Origin of the sequence: Pseudomonas sp. CFBP13508, from assembly GCF_005233515.1 — a bacterium.
GTDB lineage: Bacteria > Pseudomonadota > Gammaproteobacteria > Pseudomonadales > Pseudomonadaceae > Aquipseudomonas > Aquipseudomonas mercuritolerans.
The window spans coordinates 859,679-874,634 of sequence record NZ_QFZZ01000001.1; the positions used below are offsets into that span (position 1 = coordinate 859,679).

General features: G+C 55.4%; 12 protein-coding genes and 2 pseudogenes. 10 read left to right on the forward strand and 4 right to left on the reverse strand.

Going from position 1 to position 14,956, the window contains the following annotated elements:
* Positions 1–162 precede the first annotated feature (162 nt).
* From PspCFBP13508_RS03820 to PspCFBP13508_RS03850, 7 genes and pseudogenes are all read left to right on the forward strand, one after another.
* Entirely contained in the window at positions 163–2,217 is a 2,055-nt protein-coding gene (locus PspCFBP13508_RS03820; protein ID WP_137213700.1) for a type VI secretion system tip protein VgrG, read from the forward strand.
* Positions 2,208–3,074, forward strand: coding sequence for a DUF4123 domain-containing protein (locus tag PspCFBP13508_RS03825; protein WP_122611354.1), 867 nt, complete (start codon positions 2,208–2,210; stop codon positions 3,072–3,074). Before PspCFBP13508_RS03820 ends, PspCFBP13508_RS03825 begins: the two co-directional genes overlap by 10 nt.
* 33 nt (positions 3,075–3,107) lie before the next feature.
* Positions 3,108–6,416, forward strand: a complete 3,309-nt coding sequence (locus PspCFBP13508_RS03830) for a hypothetical protein (RefSeq protein ID WP_241669491.1) — start codon at positions 3,108–3,110, stop codon at positions 6,414–6,416.
* Positions 6,417–6,420: 4 nt separating this feature from the next.
* Positions 6,421–7,395 carry a sel1 repeat family protein gene (locus PspCFBP13508_RS03835; protein ID WP_137213702.1) on the forward strand — a complete coding sequence of 325 codons (975 nt, stop codon included), beginning with the start codon at positions 6,421–6,423 and terminating at the stop codon, positions 7,393–7,395.
* A 6-nt stretch (positions 7,396–7,401) separates the two neighbouring features.
* On the forward strand, positions 7,402–8,538 hold the full coding sequence (locus PspCFBP13508_RS03840) for a sel1 repeat family protein (RefSeq protein WP_241669492.1): 1,137 nt from the start codon (positions 7,402–7,404) through the stop codon (positions 8,536–8,538).
* 269 nt (positions 8,539–8,807) lie between these two features.
* Positions 8,808–9,077: pseudogene (locus tag PspCFBP13508_RS03845) on the forward strand (DUF2790 domain-containing protein).
* A gap of 90 nt (positions 9,078–9,167) precedes the next feature.
* Positions 9,168–9,566, forward strand: coding sequence for a hypothetical protein (locus PspCFBP13508_RS03850; protein WP_137213703.1), 399 nt, complete (start codon positions 9,168–9,170; stop codon positions 9,564–9,566).
* On the opposite strand, the gene PspCFBP13508_RS03855 is transcribed toward PspCFBP13508_RS03850, so the two are convergent.
* On the reverse strand, positions 9,563–9,832 hold the full coding sequence (locus tag PspCFBP13508_RS03855) for a DUF1652 domain-containing protein (RefSeq protein ID WP_137213704.1): 270 nt from the start codon (positions 9,830–9,832) through the stop codon (positions 9,563–9,565). The genes PspCFBP13508_RS03850 and PspCFBP13508_RS03855 overlap by 4 nt on opposite strands.
* 369 nt (positions 9,833–10,201) lie before the next feature.
* Between PspCFBP13508_RS03855 and eco the strand changes: the two genes are divergently transcribed.
* Entirely contained in the window at positions 10,202–10,687 is a 486-nt protein-coding gene (gene eco, locus PspCFBP13508_RS03860) for a serine protease inhibitor ecotin (RefSeq protein WP_137213705.1), read from the forward strand.
* A 36-nt stretch (positions 10,688–10,723) separates the two neighbouring features.
* Here the strand turns inward: eco and ilvA are convergent.
* Positions 10,724–11,713: pseudogene (gene ilvA / locus PspCFBP13508_RS03865) on the reverse strand (threonine ammonia-lyase, biosynthetic); the annotation flags it as partial.
* A 285-nt stretch (positions 11,714–11,998) separates the two neighbouring features.
* Here ilvA and PspCFBP13508_RS27340 point away from each other — a divergent pair.
* Positions 11,999–12,166, forward strand: a complete 168-nt coding sequence (locus tag PspCFBP13508_RS27340) for a hypothetical protein (RefSeq protein WP_161984066.1) — start codon at positions 11,999–12,001, stop codon at positions 12,164–12,166.
* Between the two features lie 50 nt (positions 12,167–12,216).
* Complete coding sequence (gene pncA / locus PspCFBP13508_RS03870) at positions 12,217–12,843, forward strand: bifunctional nicotinamidase/pyrazinamidase (protein ID WP_130912202.1); 627 nt, start codon at positions 12,217–12,219, stop codon at positions 12,841–12,843.
* 5 nt (positions 12,844–12,848) lie between these two features.
* On the opposite strand, the gene PspCFBP13508_RS03875 is transcribed toward pncA, so the two are convergent.
* Together PspCFBP13508_RS03875 and PspCFBP13508_RS03880 are read right to left on the reverse strand one after the other, a co-directional pair.
* On the reverse strand, positions 12,849–14,150 hold the full coding sequence (locus PspCFBP13508_RS03875; RefSeq protein WP_137213707.1) for an ATP-binding protein: 1,302 nt from the start codon (positions 14,148–14,150) through the stop codon (positions 12,849–12,851).
* 4 nt (positions 14,151–14,154) lie between these two features.
* Positions 14,155–14,856 carry a response regulator transcription factor gene (locus tag PspCFBP13508_RS03880; protein WP_016774890.1) on the reverse strand — a complete coding sequence of 234 codons (702 nt, stop codon included), beginning with the start codon at positions 14,854–14,856 and terminating at the stop codon, positions 14,155–14,157.
* Positions 14,857–14,956 lie beyond the last annotated feature (100 nt).

A 14,956-nucleotide genomic window follows, 5' to 3' on the forward strand; every position in this document is an offset into this window, starting at 1 on the left:
ATCAACGTCTATGAAAGGCCCGATTTCACTGGCCCAAACCGCCCTCCTAAGGGTTTTCCCTATGGCATCAAGGCCCCACACCTACGCCATTTGCGCCTTGAATGAGGCCGTCTAATCCTGCAACATCCATCACCTGCTTATTCAACGGACGGAATTCAAGGCATGCTGGACGCCAATGCAACCCACATCACCCTCTCGATCGAAGACGCCAACGCCGACCTGCAAGTCCTCAGCTTCACCGGTCGCGAAGCCCTCAACGAACCGTTCCGTTTCGACCTCGAACTGGTCAGCGCCCGCCCCGACCTGAAGCTCGAAGAGCTGCTGCACAAGCGCGCCTGCCTGACGTTCGGCGCCACCGGCGAAGGCAAGATTCACGGCCAGGTCTATCGCATCGAGCAGGGCGACTCCGGCAAGACCCTGACCCGCTACAGCATCAGCCTGATGCCGCAACTGGCCTATCTGCAGCACAACCATGATCAGCAGATCTTCCAGCAACTGACGGTGCCGAAAATCATCGCCCAGGTGCTGGAAGATCGCGGCATTCTCTCTGACGCCTACAGCTTCCAGCTCGGCGCCGAGTACCCGGAGCGTGAGTATTGCGTGCAATACGATGAGTCCGACCTGCACTTCATCCAGCGTCTGTGCGAAGAGGAAGGCATTCACTTTCACTTCCAGCACAGCAGCAGCGGCCACAAACTGGTGTTCGGCGACGATCAGACGGTGTTCCGCAAACTGAAGCCGGTCAGCTATCAGCAGGACTCCGGCATGGCTGCGGAGAAACCGGTGATCAAGCGCTTCAACCTGCGCCTGGAAACCCGCACCACCCGCGTCAGCCGTCGCGACTACGATTTCGAAAAACCCAAGCTGCTGCCCGAAGGCGCGGTCAAATCCGAATTCGCCCCGGACCTGGAAGACTACGATTACCCCGGCCGCTTCACCACCCGCGAGCGCGGCAAGTTCCTCTCGACCCGCGCCCTCGAACGCCATCGCAGCGACTACAAACTCGCCGAAGGCAAAGGTGATGAACCGACCCTCACCAGCGGCCATTTCCTCACGCTCGCCGAACACCCGCGCGCCGAGTGGAACGACCTGTGGCTGCTGCTGGAAGTCTTCCACGAAGGCAAACAACCGCAAGTGCTCGGCGAAAACGTCACCAGCGACGTCACCGACAACAAGAGCGATTTCCACCAGGGCTACCGCAACAGCTTCGTCGCCACCCCGTGGGACGCGCACTACCGCCCTGCCCTCGAACACCCGAAACCGAAAGTCCTCGGCAGCCAGACCGCAATCGTCACCGGCCCGCCCGGCGAAGAAATCCACTGCGACCAATACGGCCGCATCAAAGTCCAATTCCACTGGGACCGCGACGGCCAGTCCGACGATAAAACCACCTGCTGGATGCGCGTCGCCAGCGGCTGGGCCGGAGCAGCCTACGGCGGCATCGCCATCCCGCGCATCGGCATGGAAGTCCTCGTCACCTTCCTCGAAGGCGACCCCGACCAGCCCCTCGTCACCGGCTGCCTGTACCACAAGGAAAACGTCGTCCCCTACGACCTGCCGGCCAACAAGACCCGCAGCACCTTCAAAACCCTCAGCTCCCCGGGCGGCAAGGGTTACAACGAATTCCGCATCGAAGACAAGAAAGGCGCCGAACAGATCTACATCCACGCCCAGCGCGACTGGGACGAAAACATCGAACACGACCAGAAAATCCGCGTCGGCAACGAACGGCATGACACTGTTGAAGCTAACGTGTTGAGCGAGTTCAAGGTCGAAGAACACCGGATCACCCATCTGGACCGCATCAGTGAGATGCGCGCGGATGATCACCTGACGGTGGGTGTGACGCAGCATGTGAAGGTGGGGACTGGGCAGTTTGTTGAGGCTGGCAACGAAATACATTACTACGCCGGCCAGAGAGTCGTGGTCGAAGGCGCCATGGAACTGACCGCCAAGGCTGGCGGCAGCTTCGTCAAGGTAGATGCGGGTGGCGTGACCATCAGCGGCGCTGAGGTGAAGGTGAATACTGGTGGCTCGCCTGGGGTGGGCACGCCGGCGGCGCCGTTGCTGCCGGGGCCGATGAAGGTTGCGGATGCGGATAAGGCGGGGAAAGTCCCTGTCCCGCTGCCCAAACGTCTGAATGAGTCTGGAATAACGCCGTTGTGCGGCAAGCAAAGCAACGGCGCCTGCAGCCGTAAGGATTGCACATGCATGTGAAAGCGCTCAGCGCACTCCTCGAAGCTCCACGCCATGGGTTCGTTGATTTACCGAGAGAAAGCTCTGAATCAACAGTGTGTTTCATTATTGACCCGGTTCGACAGCCTGACGCGATGAGCCGCCTTTATCGTGTTGGCGAACCGGTGGTAGATGCACAGAGCCTGTTCCTCAAAACCGCCTTCGCTGAGATCGCCGCTGACGGTCCGCTCTGGATCACCGCGCCGTGGGGCAGTCGCCTTGCGGCTGAGGCAGCAAAGCTGTGCGAGGAAAATTTCTCTGGCATTGCCATTACCACAGCTGATTCTGACAAAGCGCTCGCCCATGCGCGCTGGCTCTTGCGCGCTAATGATGGCTCTGGCGGACAAAGCCTGCTGAGCTACCACAAGCCAAGCCTGTGGGCCGCGCTGGCCTATACCGCTGGCGACAACTCCCATCAGCTGTTCGGCCCTTGGCAGCACGTATACAGCCCAGCGCCGGTTCATTTTGGGCGCAATAAAGGTCCATGGCTCAGTTGGCGCGCCGTCTCGGAAGTCGAATGGCTGGGCGATACTTCAGTGTTCAGCCTGCCGCCATCCGCGGCGAACGTTCAAGAGCATTTGGGTTGGATTTATTGGGCAGATGAACATCACGCAGATTACGGCGAGCCGAGCGATGAGCATCTGCCCAACCTTGTGGCAAACCTCAATGTGCTGGTTGCCCACAATATTTACGAAGGCCGTCACTTGCTGAAGCTGGGGTCAATCACAAATGGCCCACTGCTTGAAACACAGCCACAGGCAATGGCCATCCTGCAATCCAGGGAAGAGTCGTTCATCAAAGTACAGCAGCTGCAGCAACTCACCACCAGCGTTGCTTGATGAACCCGTCCGTTAAGAATGAATGGAAGCGAAATGGATACTGAAATCTCAGAAGCAACAAAGGTAGATCGCGACAGCTCTGCGGCAACTGCCTCAGCCCCGTCGACACCGGTTGAAACGAAACCTGCCTTGGAGCTTGATCCTCAGCCTGTAATGCCTGCCAGTTGCCCCAACGCGTTCGACAAAGTGGAAACGGCTTGCTCGACAAGTTATGGCGAGGTGATTTACGCAACCAAGGAAAGAATGTTCTATCTGCTGCCTGAACGCGCTGCAAGCTCGATCAAAGAAGCGATGAATGAACTTGAGCAACATATCAGCGCAAGCAAGTCTCCTGAGGAACGTTTAAAGGGGATGAACACCGCGGGGTTGCTCGAGTACTTCCTCGAACCCAAGTTGTCAAACTTCCTGCAAGGTGAACAGAAAAGCCGAATGCTGGAAATCGAAGCTCAGGAGCCGGATATTGCGCAGCCAACCATGGCCATGCGCTTGAAATCCGTGAGCCGTGACGCCCGAAATTCAGCGGCGCTGGAGAAGTTGCCGGATCAGAGTGAGTACGCACGGAACCGGGCACTGGCCGGTCAGCAACAGGCTAGCCTGCTTGAGGCTAACTCCGAGGGGCAAAAGCTGCAACGACTCTACAACGAGTGGAAGAAGCTGAAGGCTGTAGCAATAGAGCAAGCCAAGATAGCTGGCTATATCTATGAAAGTGGCAACCTGTTTTCGCCCGGTGCTCTTGAGGCTAGAACTCGTGTTCAGACCTATCTGAAAGCCCGTGCGGCACTCACAGCCAGCGGCAAGCTGACTACTCTCAAAGAAGAAGATTTCAAGAAGAACAAGAAGGCGTATCTGGACGCCACAAACTGTGTGATCGATGGCAAGGCCCGGATGTGCGGTTATTTGAACGATGTAGCCAACGAACGCAAAAAAATCGAAAAAGACTTTGCTGCCTATATCGATTCGATTTTGAAAGTCGCCGACTATGGCTTGGCACTTCCTGAGTTTGCCCTCATTCCTGACACAGGCGAAATCAGCGCAGGTATCGAGAAATTCAAATCATATCTCGAGATGGAACAGCGGCAGGTCAAACTGGCTGAACAAATCCGCACCAAATACAAAGGCTGGATTGACGCCAGCGGCCAAAACGTAGCGGCACCAGCGGGCATCGTGCAGGCTGAAAAAACCGAGTGGCAGCGCATTCAACAAGAGCGCATGAAGCTTCGCGATGATGCAGAAGCCGCTGTAGCCGCAGCCCTACCACTGCGCCATCTGTTGTGGGAGCCAGAGCAATTTCAGCCGAAACCGGAAGAGCGCCTGGTCAAGGCTGGCTTTCCGTTGCGCGAAGTGGCGCTTTTCAATAGCCCCAACAGTCCGGTCAAGCATTTGAGTCTGCTTAATCTGGAAGGCATTGAAAAAGCCTTGAAAAAAGACGTAAGCGCGCTCGGTGCTACTGCAAGCAAAGACCTGCAGAAACTTCCCGGCAACAGCAACGGGAAAGCGCAAACTGACACAGACGATAACCCTTTCCATGAATGGCTACGCCTCGAAGGCGCGATGGCCATCAAGGATCAGGAAAGCAACTGGTTCGATGAAAAAGGCTGGTTCGATGTAGAACTCTTCCATTTCTATCTCAAGTCGAAAAAACTGACAGTGGATACTATTGAGGACGCAGGCGCCCGCAAAGACTGGGGGCTGCGCCTTCGGCAGCTGCTGTTCAAAGAAGAAGTTCGAAGTTCGTTGCGCCTGTTCGATAACAGTCCTCAAGCACAATTGGTTCGTTGCCTCACGCCACCACAGTCCTCCATCCACACTGGAACCAAGGTCACTGGTCCGAGCTTCAGCGTCACCGATAACTTCAAGGCCTCTGCCAAAGCCGAAGCCAGCCTTGGGATTGACTTGGCACGCGGTGAAGTTGAGTTGATGAAGATGGATCTGCCGGGTAAAGATCAAGCAAAAGACATCCTGATCCCGTACCTGGATTACGAGAAAAACCGCAAAAACCTGAATCTCGGCAGGTTTTCGATCCATTTGGGCGCTAGAGCGTGGGGCTACACAGGCGCTACCCTCCTCCTCTCCTCCAGCGTGCAGTTGGGACGTGCAAACGTACAAGGCGGCCTCAATCTTCCGGAAATCACCGATGCAAAACGTCCGGAGACCACCAATGCCGTAGCAACTACAACTAGAAGCGAACCTGTTCTGGCGGGCGACGCCGCGAAAGTACGGGTTGAAGATGGGGCTAAAGCCCAATTCAATCTCTTTGCAGGAGTTCAGGCTGGGATTCTACTGACAGGCGCCTTGAACTGGGCTCCGCCGAAAAATATCGCTGTGTTGCGCACCGCCCCTTCGCCCGGCATGGCGAACACCGTCAACAACGCGAAAGCTAGCCAATGGGCGAGCCTGGCCAGACTCACAGCAGGCTTTACTGCCGCGTATGGGCTGGGTACTACGGCAGATATTGGGATCTCCTTGCATGAAGGCCGCTTCATCATGCGGTTCAAGGCTTCCGTCATCGTCGGCGCTGGCGTCGGCGGCGAATTTCAATTTGAAGTAGGCTATGACGGTGTTACTGACTTGATTAACTTGCTGCGACGGGAAATGCATAAAAATCAGGATAAATCGCTAATTTTTGTGACGGACGAAGCCGCCGACTACATCGACAAACTAAACTTTCTTGGCGCTGCCGGGATGGAAGTGGCGATGACTTACATGCAAGGCGTTGATATGGTGATGTCGTTATATGAGGCGTTAACCGGGGGCGGCAGAGGAGCAATTATCGCTCATACGATTATGAATTATCATAATCAAGCTGAGTTAGACCAATGGATCTTGGCAGCGACTCCAGGTGCGCTTGGCCCAATGTTGATGACATTGATTTCCGCGCCGGAGAAATTTAAGATTTCGGAATATGGAGCGCCTAGTGCAAGCTCTAAAGCCACAGAAAAGTCTTATACAAAAGACCAGTGTCAACTGCTTCAGCAGCAGGCTGTTGAGCGCATACTAGGATTGATTGTCCGCCAAGCGGAAAAGCAAGGAACAATAACCCTTGCCCAAGCACAATTTGAAGAAGCATGCATGAGCATGAATCGGTTCGGAACCAAAGCCGCAGACGAAGCAGAACAGCTATATTGCGAGAATCGACTGCATATGGACAATTTCATGTCAGAAGCAATTCTGCGACTGCACGACGATGCGAACGACGAAATGCGTGCCCGGTATAAAGCGCACGTGAACCTTTTAGGCGCGAACCTAGATGGCTTTTGTCACAGAACCCGATACTACGGACAAACTTTTGTTCCTGGCGGAAAAGCAAAATATGTCCCTCCAGCTACATACATCAAGGGATAAAAAAATGTCGCGCACACTTATATATATAGCAACCGCAATTGCAACCCTCTTATCAAACAATGTACTTGCCGAGCTTACACCAACTCAGCAGGCCGCAAAAACTCGTGGGATAATGCTTTTCAATCAATACAAACCAGCAGAACTGGAACTTCGCATAGCAGCCGAAGCGGGCGATGCGGAAGCACAATTCTATTTAGCTGACGAGCTTCGTCAAAAAAAACAAGGAATGACTGTCGAAGCGCAAAAATGGTACGAGGCATCAGCATCACAGGGGGATTATTATGCGATGTTTAAACTCGCCACCGTATCGGAAGACCTGTGCTCGGTTGTCAACCAATGTCCTGCTAGTAGTAAAAAACCAAGTGACTGGCTAGATTTATTGATAAAAACTGCTACGCCTCGCGCTTTGGGTGGCGACGGCGAAGCGATGGCTGTGCTTTACAACGCGACTGCAGAGTTGGATTGGTTGCAGAAATCAGCAGCGGCTGGATATGCGCCGTCACAGTGGTTGCTCGCTAATCGTTACGCCGAGGGGGAAGGCACATTTTTGCTACCTTGGAAAAGAAAGACTGCCGAGGAGGAGTTGCTAAAGGCTGCTTCGGAAGGAGGTTACCCTCCTGCAATGATCGAATATATTTCGATTCTTTCCCAGCGAAATGATCTGGCAGGTGTTCGGCATTGGTGGGAAGAAGCGGCGAAAACCGGTTATCAAAATGCCGTCGCAACCTATGGTGCATATCTTTCCCACACGCCCGACAAAGTTGGCTACCCCGTCGATTTGATCAAGGGCTACGCACTGGTCTCTTTGCTTAAAGAATTGGATGGCGGTGGAAACGTTCAAGTCTATGTGGAAGGGAAGCTTCCTAAAATTGCTGCAAAAATGACATCGAACCAGATTGAGGAAGCGGAAAAATATGCAATTGAGTGGAAGGCCACCCACCCGCCCCTTTCTTTCTTTCCAAGGAAATTAGGTTTTTAATTAGTAATGAAGCAGAATGCAAGAAATAACCGGCACGAGGCTAATCTTCCCCAATTAGAACAATCGACAGCCTTGTCGTCCGCGCTCTGCCGTATCGTTTTCAAAAGTTTCACAAAGACCGATATACCAGCTAAACAACTGCAACCGAGAAACAACTTAGCACTTACACTACCAAAAGTGATCACCACTACGCTTATTTTATTAACGTTAGCGTCGCCCCAGTCACTGGCGCTTACGAACGAACAATCTCAGGCAAAAATCAAGGGCATTGAACTATACAATCAACACAAAGCCATCTCCGCAATTGAAACATTACAAATAGCAGCCGAAGGCGGTGATGATGAAGCACTTTACTATTTGGGAGAATCTATAAGAAAAAACAACAGATACATGACTCAAGAAGCGCGAAAGGCTTACGAGGAATCAGCAAAAAAAGGCAATATTTACTCTATGATTCGGCTCGGCGGCGCGGATCAAGATTTGTGCGTAACTATGAACAACTGTTCTTCCGCTGAGCAATCGCTTAAAGATTGGATGAACAAAGCCAAAAACCTTGCTACAGATCAGGCATCTCATGGTGACGCTGAGTCGATGTACCTACTATGGGAGATAACAGGAAACGATGAATGGCTTGAAAAGTCCGCAGAAAAAGGTTTTGCATTAGCGCAATTTCGTTTAGCGACCAAGTATCAAGAGGGGGGAGGCATGTTCCTACTACCCTCTAGCAGATCAGATGAAATCGAAAAATGGATGAAAGCCGCTGCAGAGAATGGTTATCCACCAGCCATGATGGGATTTGCCGCTACCAGGATTGAAAAAGCCGATTTTTCATCATTTAGAAAATGGAATGAAAAAGCTGCAGCCTCAGGCTATGCATCAGCAGTTTTTGGTTATGCGTCATATATTGGCGAAGCTGAACCAGAATACGGATTTGAATCAGACCCGGTGAAGTCATACGCACTATTGTCGAATCTACTGGAGCTCGATGGTGGTGGAAACGTAACAAACAACGTTAACGACGTATTGCCGGAAGTGGAAAAAAAGCTGTCAAAAGAGCAATTAGAAAAAGCAAAAGAACTCGCAAAAACGTGGAAGGCCACTCACCCACCGCTCTCGTTTTTTCCAGATAAGTTAGGGTACTGAAATTTAGCAGTACAGCCTTATCATTAATTTTTTCGAGCACGTCAAAGCCCGTACCCTAATGATTCATATCGCAAACGACAAATGCCCGAGGCAAGGGAAAAGCAACCGTAAATAACTCAGCTCATGTTCACATCGGTTAACTCAGCCTTAACGCCACAGTCAGAGACTCCATATCACCGCACACCCTCAGCCCTCCCCCGCTGACGCCCAGTGCGGCAGGCTCGCCCGGCTTCGTGCCGGGCGCCTACCCGCAACACTGGAGTCCTCTCATGAACATTCGTCCCCTCCTGCTCACCGCCACCCTCGCCTGCTGCTCATACGCCGCACTGGCCCAAGCCAACGACACCTCCGCCACATCGAATCAAACACCCTACCAATACGGCATGCCACTCCACGTGGCGAAGGTGCTTTCGCTAACCGAGCCGCCGACCCTCTAGTGCAAAGTCATCACCGCCGACATGAAATACATCGACAACACCGGCAAGCCCGCACAAATCAGCTACAGGAAATTATCTGACGCTTGCAGTCAACCGAACTGACAGACGCTTCTGATTTTCCGGTTGGCCATAGGCGTGGGATGGTTTCGACGGGTATGCTCGGGGCCTTCCCTACTGCCGCAAGGACTGGCCATGCAGTTGTCGTTCCGCACGTTGTCGAGCTTTACTTCCATCCTGTGTTTTTTGCTGGCGCTGGTCTGGGGATTTTTTCCGGAGGTGTTGCTGGCGATCTGGAGTATTGGCTATTCGGAGGGCACGGGCGTAGTCGCAAGGCGCAGCGCGGTGCTGTTTGCGGCGTTGGGGGTGATGTTTTATTTGTTGCGCAATGCTCCGCCGTCAGCGGCACGCAGTGCACTGAGCAATGGTTTTATCGTCGGCTGTTTCGGTTTGGCGGCGTTGGGTTTTGGCGAGTGGCTCAATGGCCATGCCGGCCCCGGGATTTTGCTCGCGGTGCTGGTCGAGTTCGCGCTGGGCCTTGGTTTCGTGAAGGCCCGGCGCGTGACGGTCGAACTGAGTGAAACGGTGGGTTAAACGGCTCGAGAACGAGCGCTGTTTTGATGTGTCGTGGTTTGTTGCGCGAGATCGGAACGCAGCCCTGCGACCAGGTTGTTGATCTCACGGCAGCTGTTCAAGCGGCTGGCGTCGATTCCACTGACGTAGAGCTCGGCCTGGTCGGTTCGATGGTCGCCAAATACTTTGACCGACATCGACAAGTCTGGTGTCAGCGTGCACTGGCAGCGTTTCGGCAGGAAGCTGCTTTCAATGATATTGCGTAATTCCAAGGCAGATAAAAACATGGCGAACCCTCTCCTTTCTGTGCGATTGCCAATCAAGTATTCACGCTGACCCTTTGCTGCGCCTTCACGGGTGTGCCCCCGCTGTTTCCTTGGTGCAGCAAGTGGTGGTACTGCGAAATGCCCATTGGAGTGTAGGCGCCCAAATCCGGTGCGCCTTACCGAAAGAACGCATAAAACGTGCCTTTGATCGGTTCGTTTTGCTTCTTTCAAAATCAAGCACTTGGAAAAGTGGCCAGTATCCTGCTATTTGCAAAATGCATGAACCGACCACCTGTCCCCTGCAATCTGCAATCTCCGGCTGAATTTGCTTTCGACGACCATGACGGCAAGAATGTCTCCCAATGCAATTCAACCCGCACGGAGGCTTCCATGAATCCCTTGAGTATTTGCGCGATCACCGGCCTGTTAATCGCCAACCTTTCCACCCTCGCCCACGCCGCCAAACTCGAAGACGTCGCGCCGTATCCCAAAGCCGAAGCCGGGTTTACCCGTCAAGTCATCCATCTGCCCAAACAAGAGCAGGAAGAGAATTTCCAGGTTGAAATTCTCGCCGGCAAAACTCTGGAAGTAGATTGCAACCGTCAACGTCTGGGCGGTGTTCTCGATGAAAAGAATCTGCAAGGCTGGGGCTATCCGTTCTATCGCCTGGAAAAGGTCATCGGCCCAATGAGCACGATGATGGCCTGCCCGCCTGGCAGTCAGAAAAAGCGCGCTTTCGTTCCGGTCGTCGGCGACGGCTTCATGTTGCGTTACAACAGCAAATTGCCGGTTGTGGTGTACGCGCCGTCGGACGTCGAAGTGCGTTATCGCATCTGGTCGGCGTCGGACAAAGTCGGCACCGCCCTGCAGGAATAACCCGAGCGCTTGTTACGCCGGCACGCCGCAAGCAGCGGCGCGCTCGGCGACATGGCGCAGGCTGTCGAAGTTGATGTTGGCCCCGGAGTCGATGGCGACGAATGTCTGATCGCGAACCCCACTGCGCGCCACGTACTGCTTGATCCCCGCCACGGCCAGCGCCCCCGACGGTTCAGTGATCGAACGGGTATCGTCGTAGATATTCTTGATCGCTGCGCAGAGCTCGTCATTGCTGACCGTAATCACCTCATCAACACAGAAGCGGCAAACCTCGAAGCCATACGCGCCGATCTGCGCCACCGCCACGCCATCGGCGAAAGTGCCCACGCTGGGAAGAATCACCCGCTCGTCCGCGCTCAGGGCCGCTTGCAGGCAGGCCGAATGTTCGGATTCGACGCCAATGATCCGCACCTCCGGGCGCAGGTATTTGACGTAGGCCGCGATACCGGCGATCAAGCCTCCGCCGCCGACCGGGATAAAGATCGCATCCAGCGCGCCTTGATGCTGGCGCAGTATTTCCATCGCCACGGTGCCTTGTCCGGCGATCACGTCAGGATCATCGAACGGTGAAACGAACGTGCGTCCGCTCTGCTCGGCCAAATGCAACGCGTGGGCCAGAGCAAACGGGAAACTCTCGCCATGCAGCAGTGCTTCGGCACCGCGACTGCGCACGCCGAGAACTTTGAGCTCAGGGGTGGTAGACGGCATGACGATCGTCGCGCAGATGCCCAACTCCCGTGCCGCCAGCGCTACACCCTGCGCGTGATTACCCGCCGACGCAGTGATCACTCCCCGCGCTCGCTGCTCATCGCTCAGTTGCACGAGTTTGTTGTAAGCACCACGGATCTTGAAAGAGAACGTCGGTTGCAGATCTTCGCGCTTGAGCAGGACCCGATTGCCCAGTGCTTGCGACAATGCCGGCGCAGGCTGCAACGGCGTGCGCACCGCAATGTCGTAAACCGGCGCGGCCAGAATCTTCTTTACGTAGTGCTCAAGCAGGGCTTGCTGGTCGGGGCTGTGCGGCATGGTCGTCTCCTGACATTTTTCAGAACCCCGGAGACAGAAAGTAAAAACCCGCCTCTGGGGCGGGTTGGGTGCTGCAGTCGTGAGCTAGCCCGCCAAATGAGGAATGGCGGTAATAATGCTTGGCTGGCAGCGCGATACGGTGAAAGTCATGGACTGGAAATTAGCCTGCCGGCGGATGACAAGTCAATGGCCGCTGCAGAACTTTGAATCTTGCACAGAACGGAACAGTCACTGCAAAGGAGAACAACAACTTCCGTTCCAAGCCGATGAAAGTGGAGATTGACCATGAACATTCGCCAAGTGCTGTTCGCCGTCCCGCTGCTGGTCGCCGCCCTGTCCAGCCCTGCTGTTTTCGCTGTAGATGAAAGCGACGCCGTCAAGAAACCCGAATGCCCGAAAGGCCAAGTCTGGGACAGCAAAACCCAGCAATGCTTGTTGCAGACCAGCGGCTGAACACAGCCCTGCTAAACTGGCAGAGGTTTTATTCCAAGGAGGATCGCCCTTTGCCAATTTCATCTCGCACTGCCTTGCTGGTCATCGATGTTCAGAACGACTTCATTCCCGGCGGCCAGTTACCGGTGCCTGAAGGTGACCGGATTGTGCCGCTGATCAACCGGCTCGCGCGTCAGTTCAGGCAAGTCGTTATTGCTCAGGACTGGCATCCCAGCGGGCATGTTTCGTTCGCATCCAGCCATCCGGGCCGGCAGCCCCACGACGTCATCGAGTTACCGTACGGCGCACAAACGTTGTGGCCGGATCATTGTGTGCAAGCCAGTGCCGGCGCCGCATTCCACCCGGAACTGGATTTGCCACACGCGCAATTGGTCATCCGCAAAGGCTGCAATCCCGACATCGACAGCTACTCGGCCTTTCTTGAAGCGGACCGACGCACCACTACGGGTCTTGCGGGTTATCTTAAAGAACGCGGCATCGACACCGTGTACATGGTCGGCCTGGCCTTGGATTTTTGTGTGATGTTTTCGGCGCTGGATGCGCGCGCGGCAGGCTTCAATGCCTTCGTAGTGATGGATGCTTGCCGGGCGATTGATCTGGACGGTTCGCTGGCAGCCGCGACTGCCCGGATGCAAGAGGCCGGCGTCGGCCTGATTCAGTCATCCGATATCCGTTAGACGTGTCAGGCGGTCGCAGGCAGCCATAATCTGAACCGCGCACCACCCAATGGCGAATCCTCAACTGTCAAAGTGCCGCCCTGCGCTTCCAGTGCGCGGCGGCTGATCGCCAGACCGAGGCCGAACCCACCCGTCGCGCGATCACGGCTGCGGTCGAGCCGGTAGAACGGTTCGAAAACCCGCTCGCGCTCATCGTCGGGAATGCCGATGCCATCATCATCGACCCAGATCTCACACCCGCCGGCAATGACTTGTACGCCAATCTGAATGCGCTTTTCGCAATAGCGCATGGCATTGCGCAACAGGTTCTGGATAGCCCGGGCGGTCAGACGCGGATCCAGCGCAAAGCGTTCGAGCTGACCGTGCAACAGAACATCAATGACGATCTCCGGCGATTCCAGTTCTTCGTCGACACTACCGAGAATGCTGTCGATGAACTCGTCCAGCGACACCTCGATGCGCTCGGGCGATTGCGCGGGATTCTGCAAGCGGCTGTAGGAAAGCAACTCCAGCACCAGTTCATCCAGTTCACGAATATGCGCGACCAGGCTCTGCAAGCGCTCGCGACTGGCGGCTGGCAAGTCTTCGGACAACGCCAAGGCCAGGCCGAAATCCAGACGCGTCAACGGCGTACGCAGTTCATGGGAAACATCGTTAAGCAGGTCGCGCTGCTGGTTGAGCAGGTTCTCGATATCGCCGGCCATGGTGTCGAACACGTTGGCGAGGCTGCCGATGTTCGAACTCGGGGCGATTCTGGTTCGCTCGCTCAAGTGGCCTTTGCCGAAGCGTTCGGCGGTGCCTTTCAGACGCTCCAGATCGCGCCAGTGTGGGCGCAGCCAAAGCAATAGACAACCGAGCAACATGGCGCCGATCAGGACGTTGATGCTCCAGTACAACAGATCGACGTCGACCGGATCCGGCGGCACGACCATGCGCACGGCCATTTCCGCATTCAACGGAGTGACCGCCAAGGTGCGCCAGCCCCAGTCGCCGATGCGTACGACGTTCTCACCACGGTGCAGTCGCTCCTGCTCAATGGGCGTGAACACTGGGTCGTCGATTGGCGTCAGGACGATGTGCAGGGGCTGGAATTCCTTGTCCATCGCCGCAGCAATCGCCGGCCACTGCTCTTGCGGCGCAGCATGAAACTGCTTGGTGATCAGCGATTGCAGACCTCGGGAAAAGTCCAGGTTGTAGGTGACGAAGCGATCCCGGAAGGCCATGACCACCAGATCAGGCACCAGATAGATCGCTGCGCTATAGGAGACGATCGTCACCAGATACAGGCGAAACAGGATACGAAACATCAGCTCAGCATTCCCATTCGGAGCGGCTGAACAGATAGCCCTTGCCCCACACGGTCTTGATCTTGCGCGCCTCGCCGGCGTGATCATCGAATTTGCGCCGCAGCTTGGAAATCGCCACATCCACCGAGCGATCGGTGCCATTGAATTCAATACCGCGCAGCCGCTGAAGGATCTGATCGCGACTCAGCACTTCGCCGGCGTGCCGGGCCAGCACCACCAGCAAATTGTATTCGCCGCTGGACAGCTCAACCGCTTGATCACGCCAGGTCACGGTGCGCTCGGACAGGTCAATGCACAGATTGCCCATGACGATCCGATCATTTACCGCCAAAGGCTCGCCGAGGCTGCTGCGCCGCAACAAGGTACGCACCCGCGCCAGCAGCACTCGTGGCTCGCAGGGTTTGGTGACGTAGTCGTCAGCGCCCATTTCCAGGCCCAGCACCTGATCATGACTGTCATCGCGGGCCGTGAGCATGAGGATCGGCAGTGTCGCCGAATCGGCCCGCAGCAAGCGGCACACCTGCAAGCCGTCGAGGCCCGGCAGCATGAGGTCGAGGATCACCAGATCCGGCGGACTGATCCGCGCCCGTTCGCGCACATGGTCGCCACGGCCGATGACGCTGACGGAATAACCGTTGCGCTCCAGGTAGCTGGAAATCAGTTCGGCGAGGGCGGTGTCGTCTTCGACCAGGAGGATATTGGGCATGGGGTGTTCCAGAAAATGCTGGGGCGACAGTCAGGACTCATTCGCTCGCACATTGAAATGCGATCTCCTGTGGGAGCGAGCCTGCTCGCGAAAGCGATCG

Coding starts and splice junctions, on each gene's coding strand:
- PspCFBP13508_RS03820 (WP_137213700.1), top strand. CDS start 163: ATGCTGGACGCCAATGCAACCCACATCACCCTCTCGATCGAAGACGCC.
- PspCFBP13508_RS03825 (WP_122611354.1), top strand. CDS start 2,208: ATGCATGTGAAAGCGCTCAGCGCACTCCTCGAAGCTCCACGCCATGGG.
- PspCFBP13508_RS03830 (WP_241669491.1), top strand. CDS start 3,108: ATGGATACTGAAATCTCAGAAGCAACAAAGGTAGATCGCGACAGCTCT.
- PspCFBP13508_RS03835 (WP_137213702.1), top strand. CDS start 6,421: ATGTCGCGCACACTTATATATATAGCAACCGCAATTGCAACCCTCTTA.
- PspCFBP13508_RS03840 (WP_241669492.1), top strand. CDS start 7,402: ATGAAGCAGAATGCAAGAAATAACCGGCACGAGGCTAATCTTCCCCAA.
- PspCFBP13508_RS03850 (WP_137213703.1), top strand. CDS start 9,168: ATGCAGTTGTCGTTCCGCACGTTGTCGAGCTTTACTTCCATCCTGTGT.
- PspCFBP13508_RS03855 (WP_137213704.1), bottom strand. CDS start 9,832: ATGTTTTTATCTGCCTTGGAATTACGCAATATCATTGAAAGCAGCTTC.
- eco (WP_137213705.1), top strand. CDS start 10,202: ATGAATCCCTTGAGTATTTGCGCGATCACCGGCCTGTTAATCGCCAAC.
- PspCFBP13508_RS27340 (WP_161984066.1), top strand. CDS start 11,999: ATGAACATTCGCCAAGTGCTGTTCGCCGTCCCGCTGCTGGTCGCCGCC.
- PspCFBP13508_RS03875 (WP_137213707.1), bottom strand. CDS start 14,150: ATGTTTCGTATCCTGTTTCGCCTGTATCTGGTGACGATCGTCTCCTAT.
- PspCFBP13508_RS03880 (WP_016774890.1), bottom strand. CDS start 14,856: ATGCCCAATATCCTCCTGGTCGAAGACGACACCGCCCTCGCCGAACTG.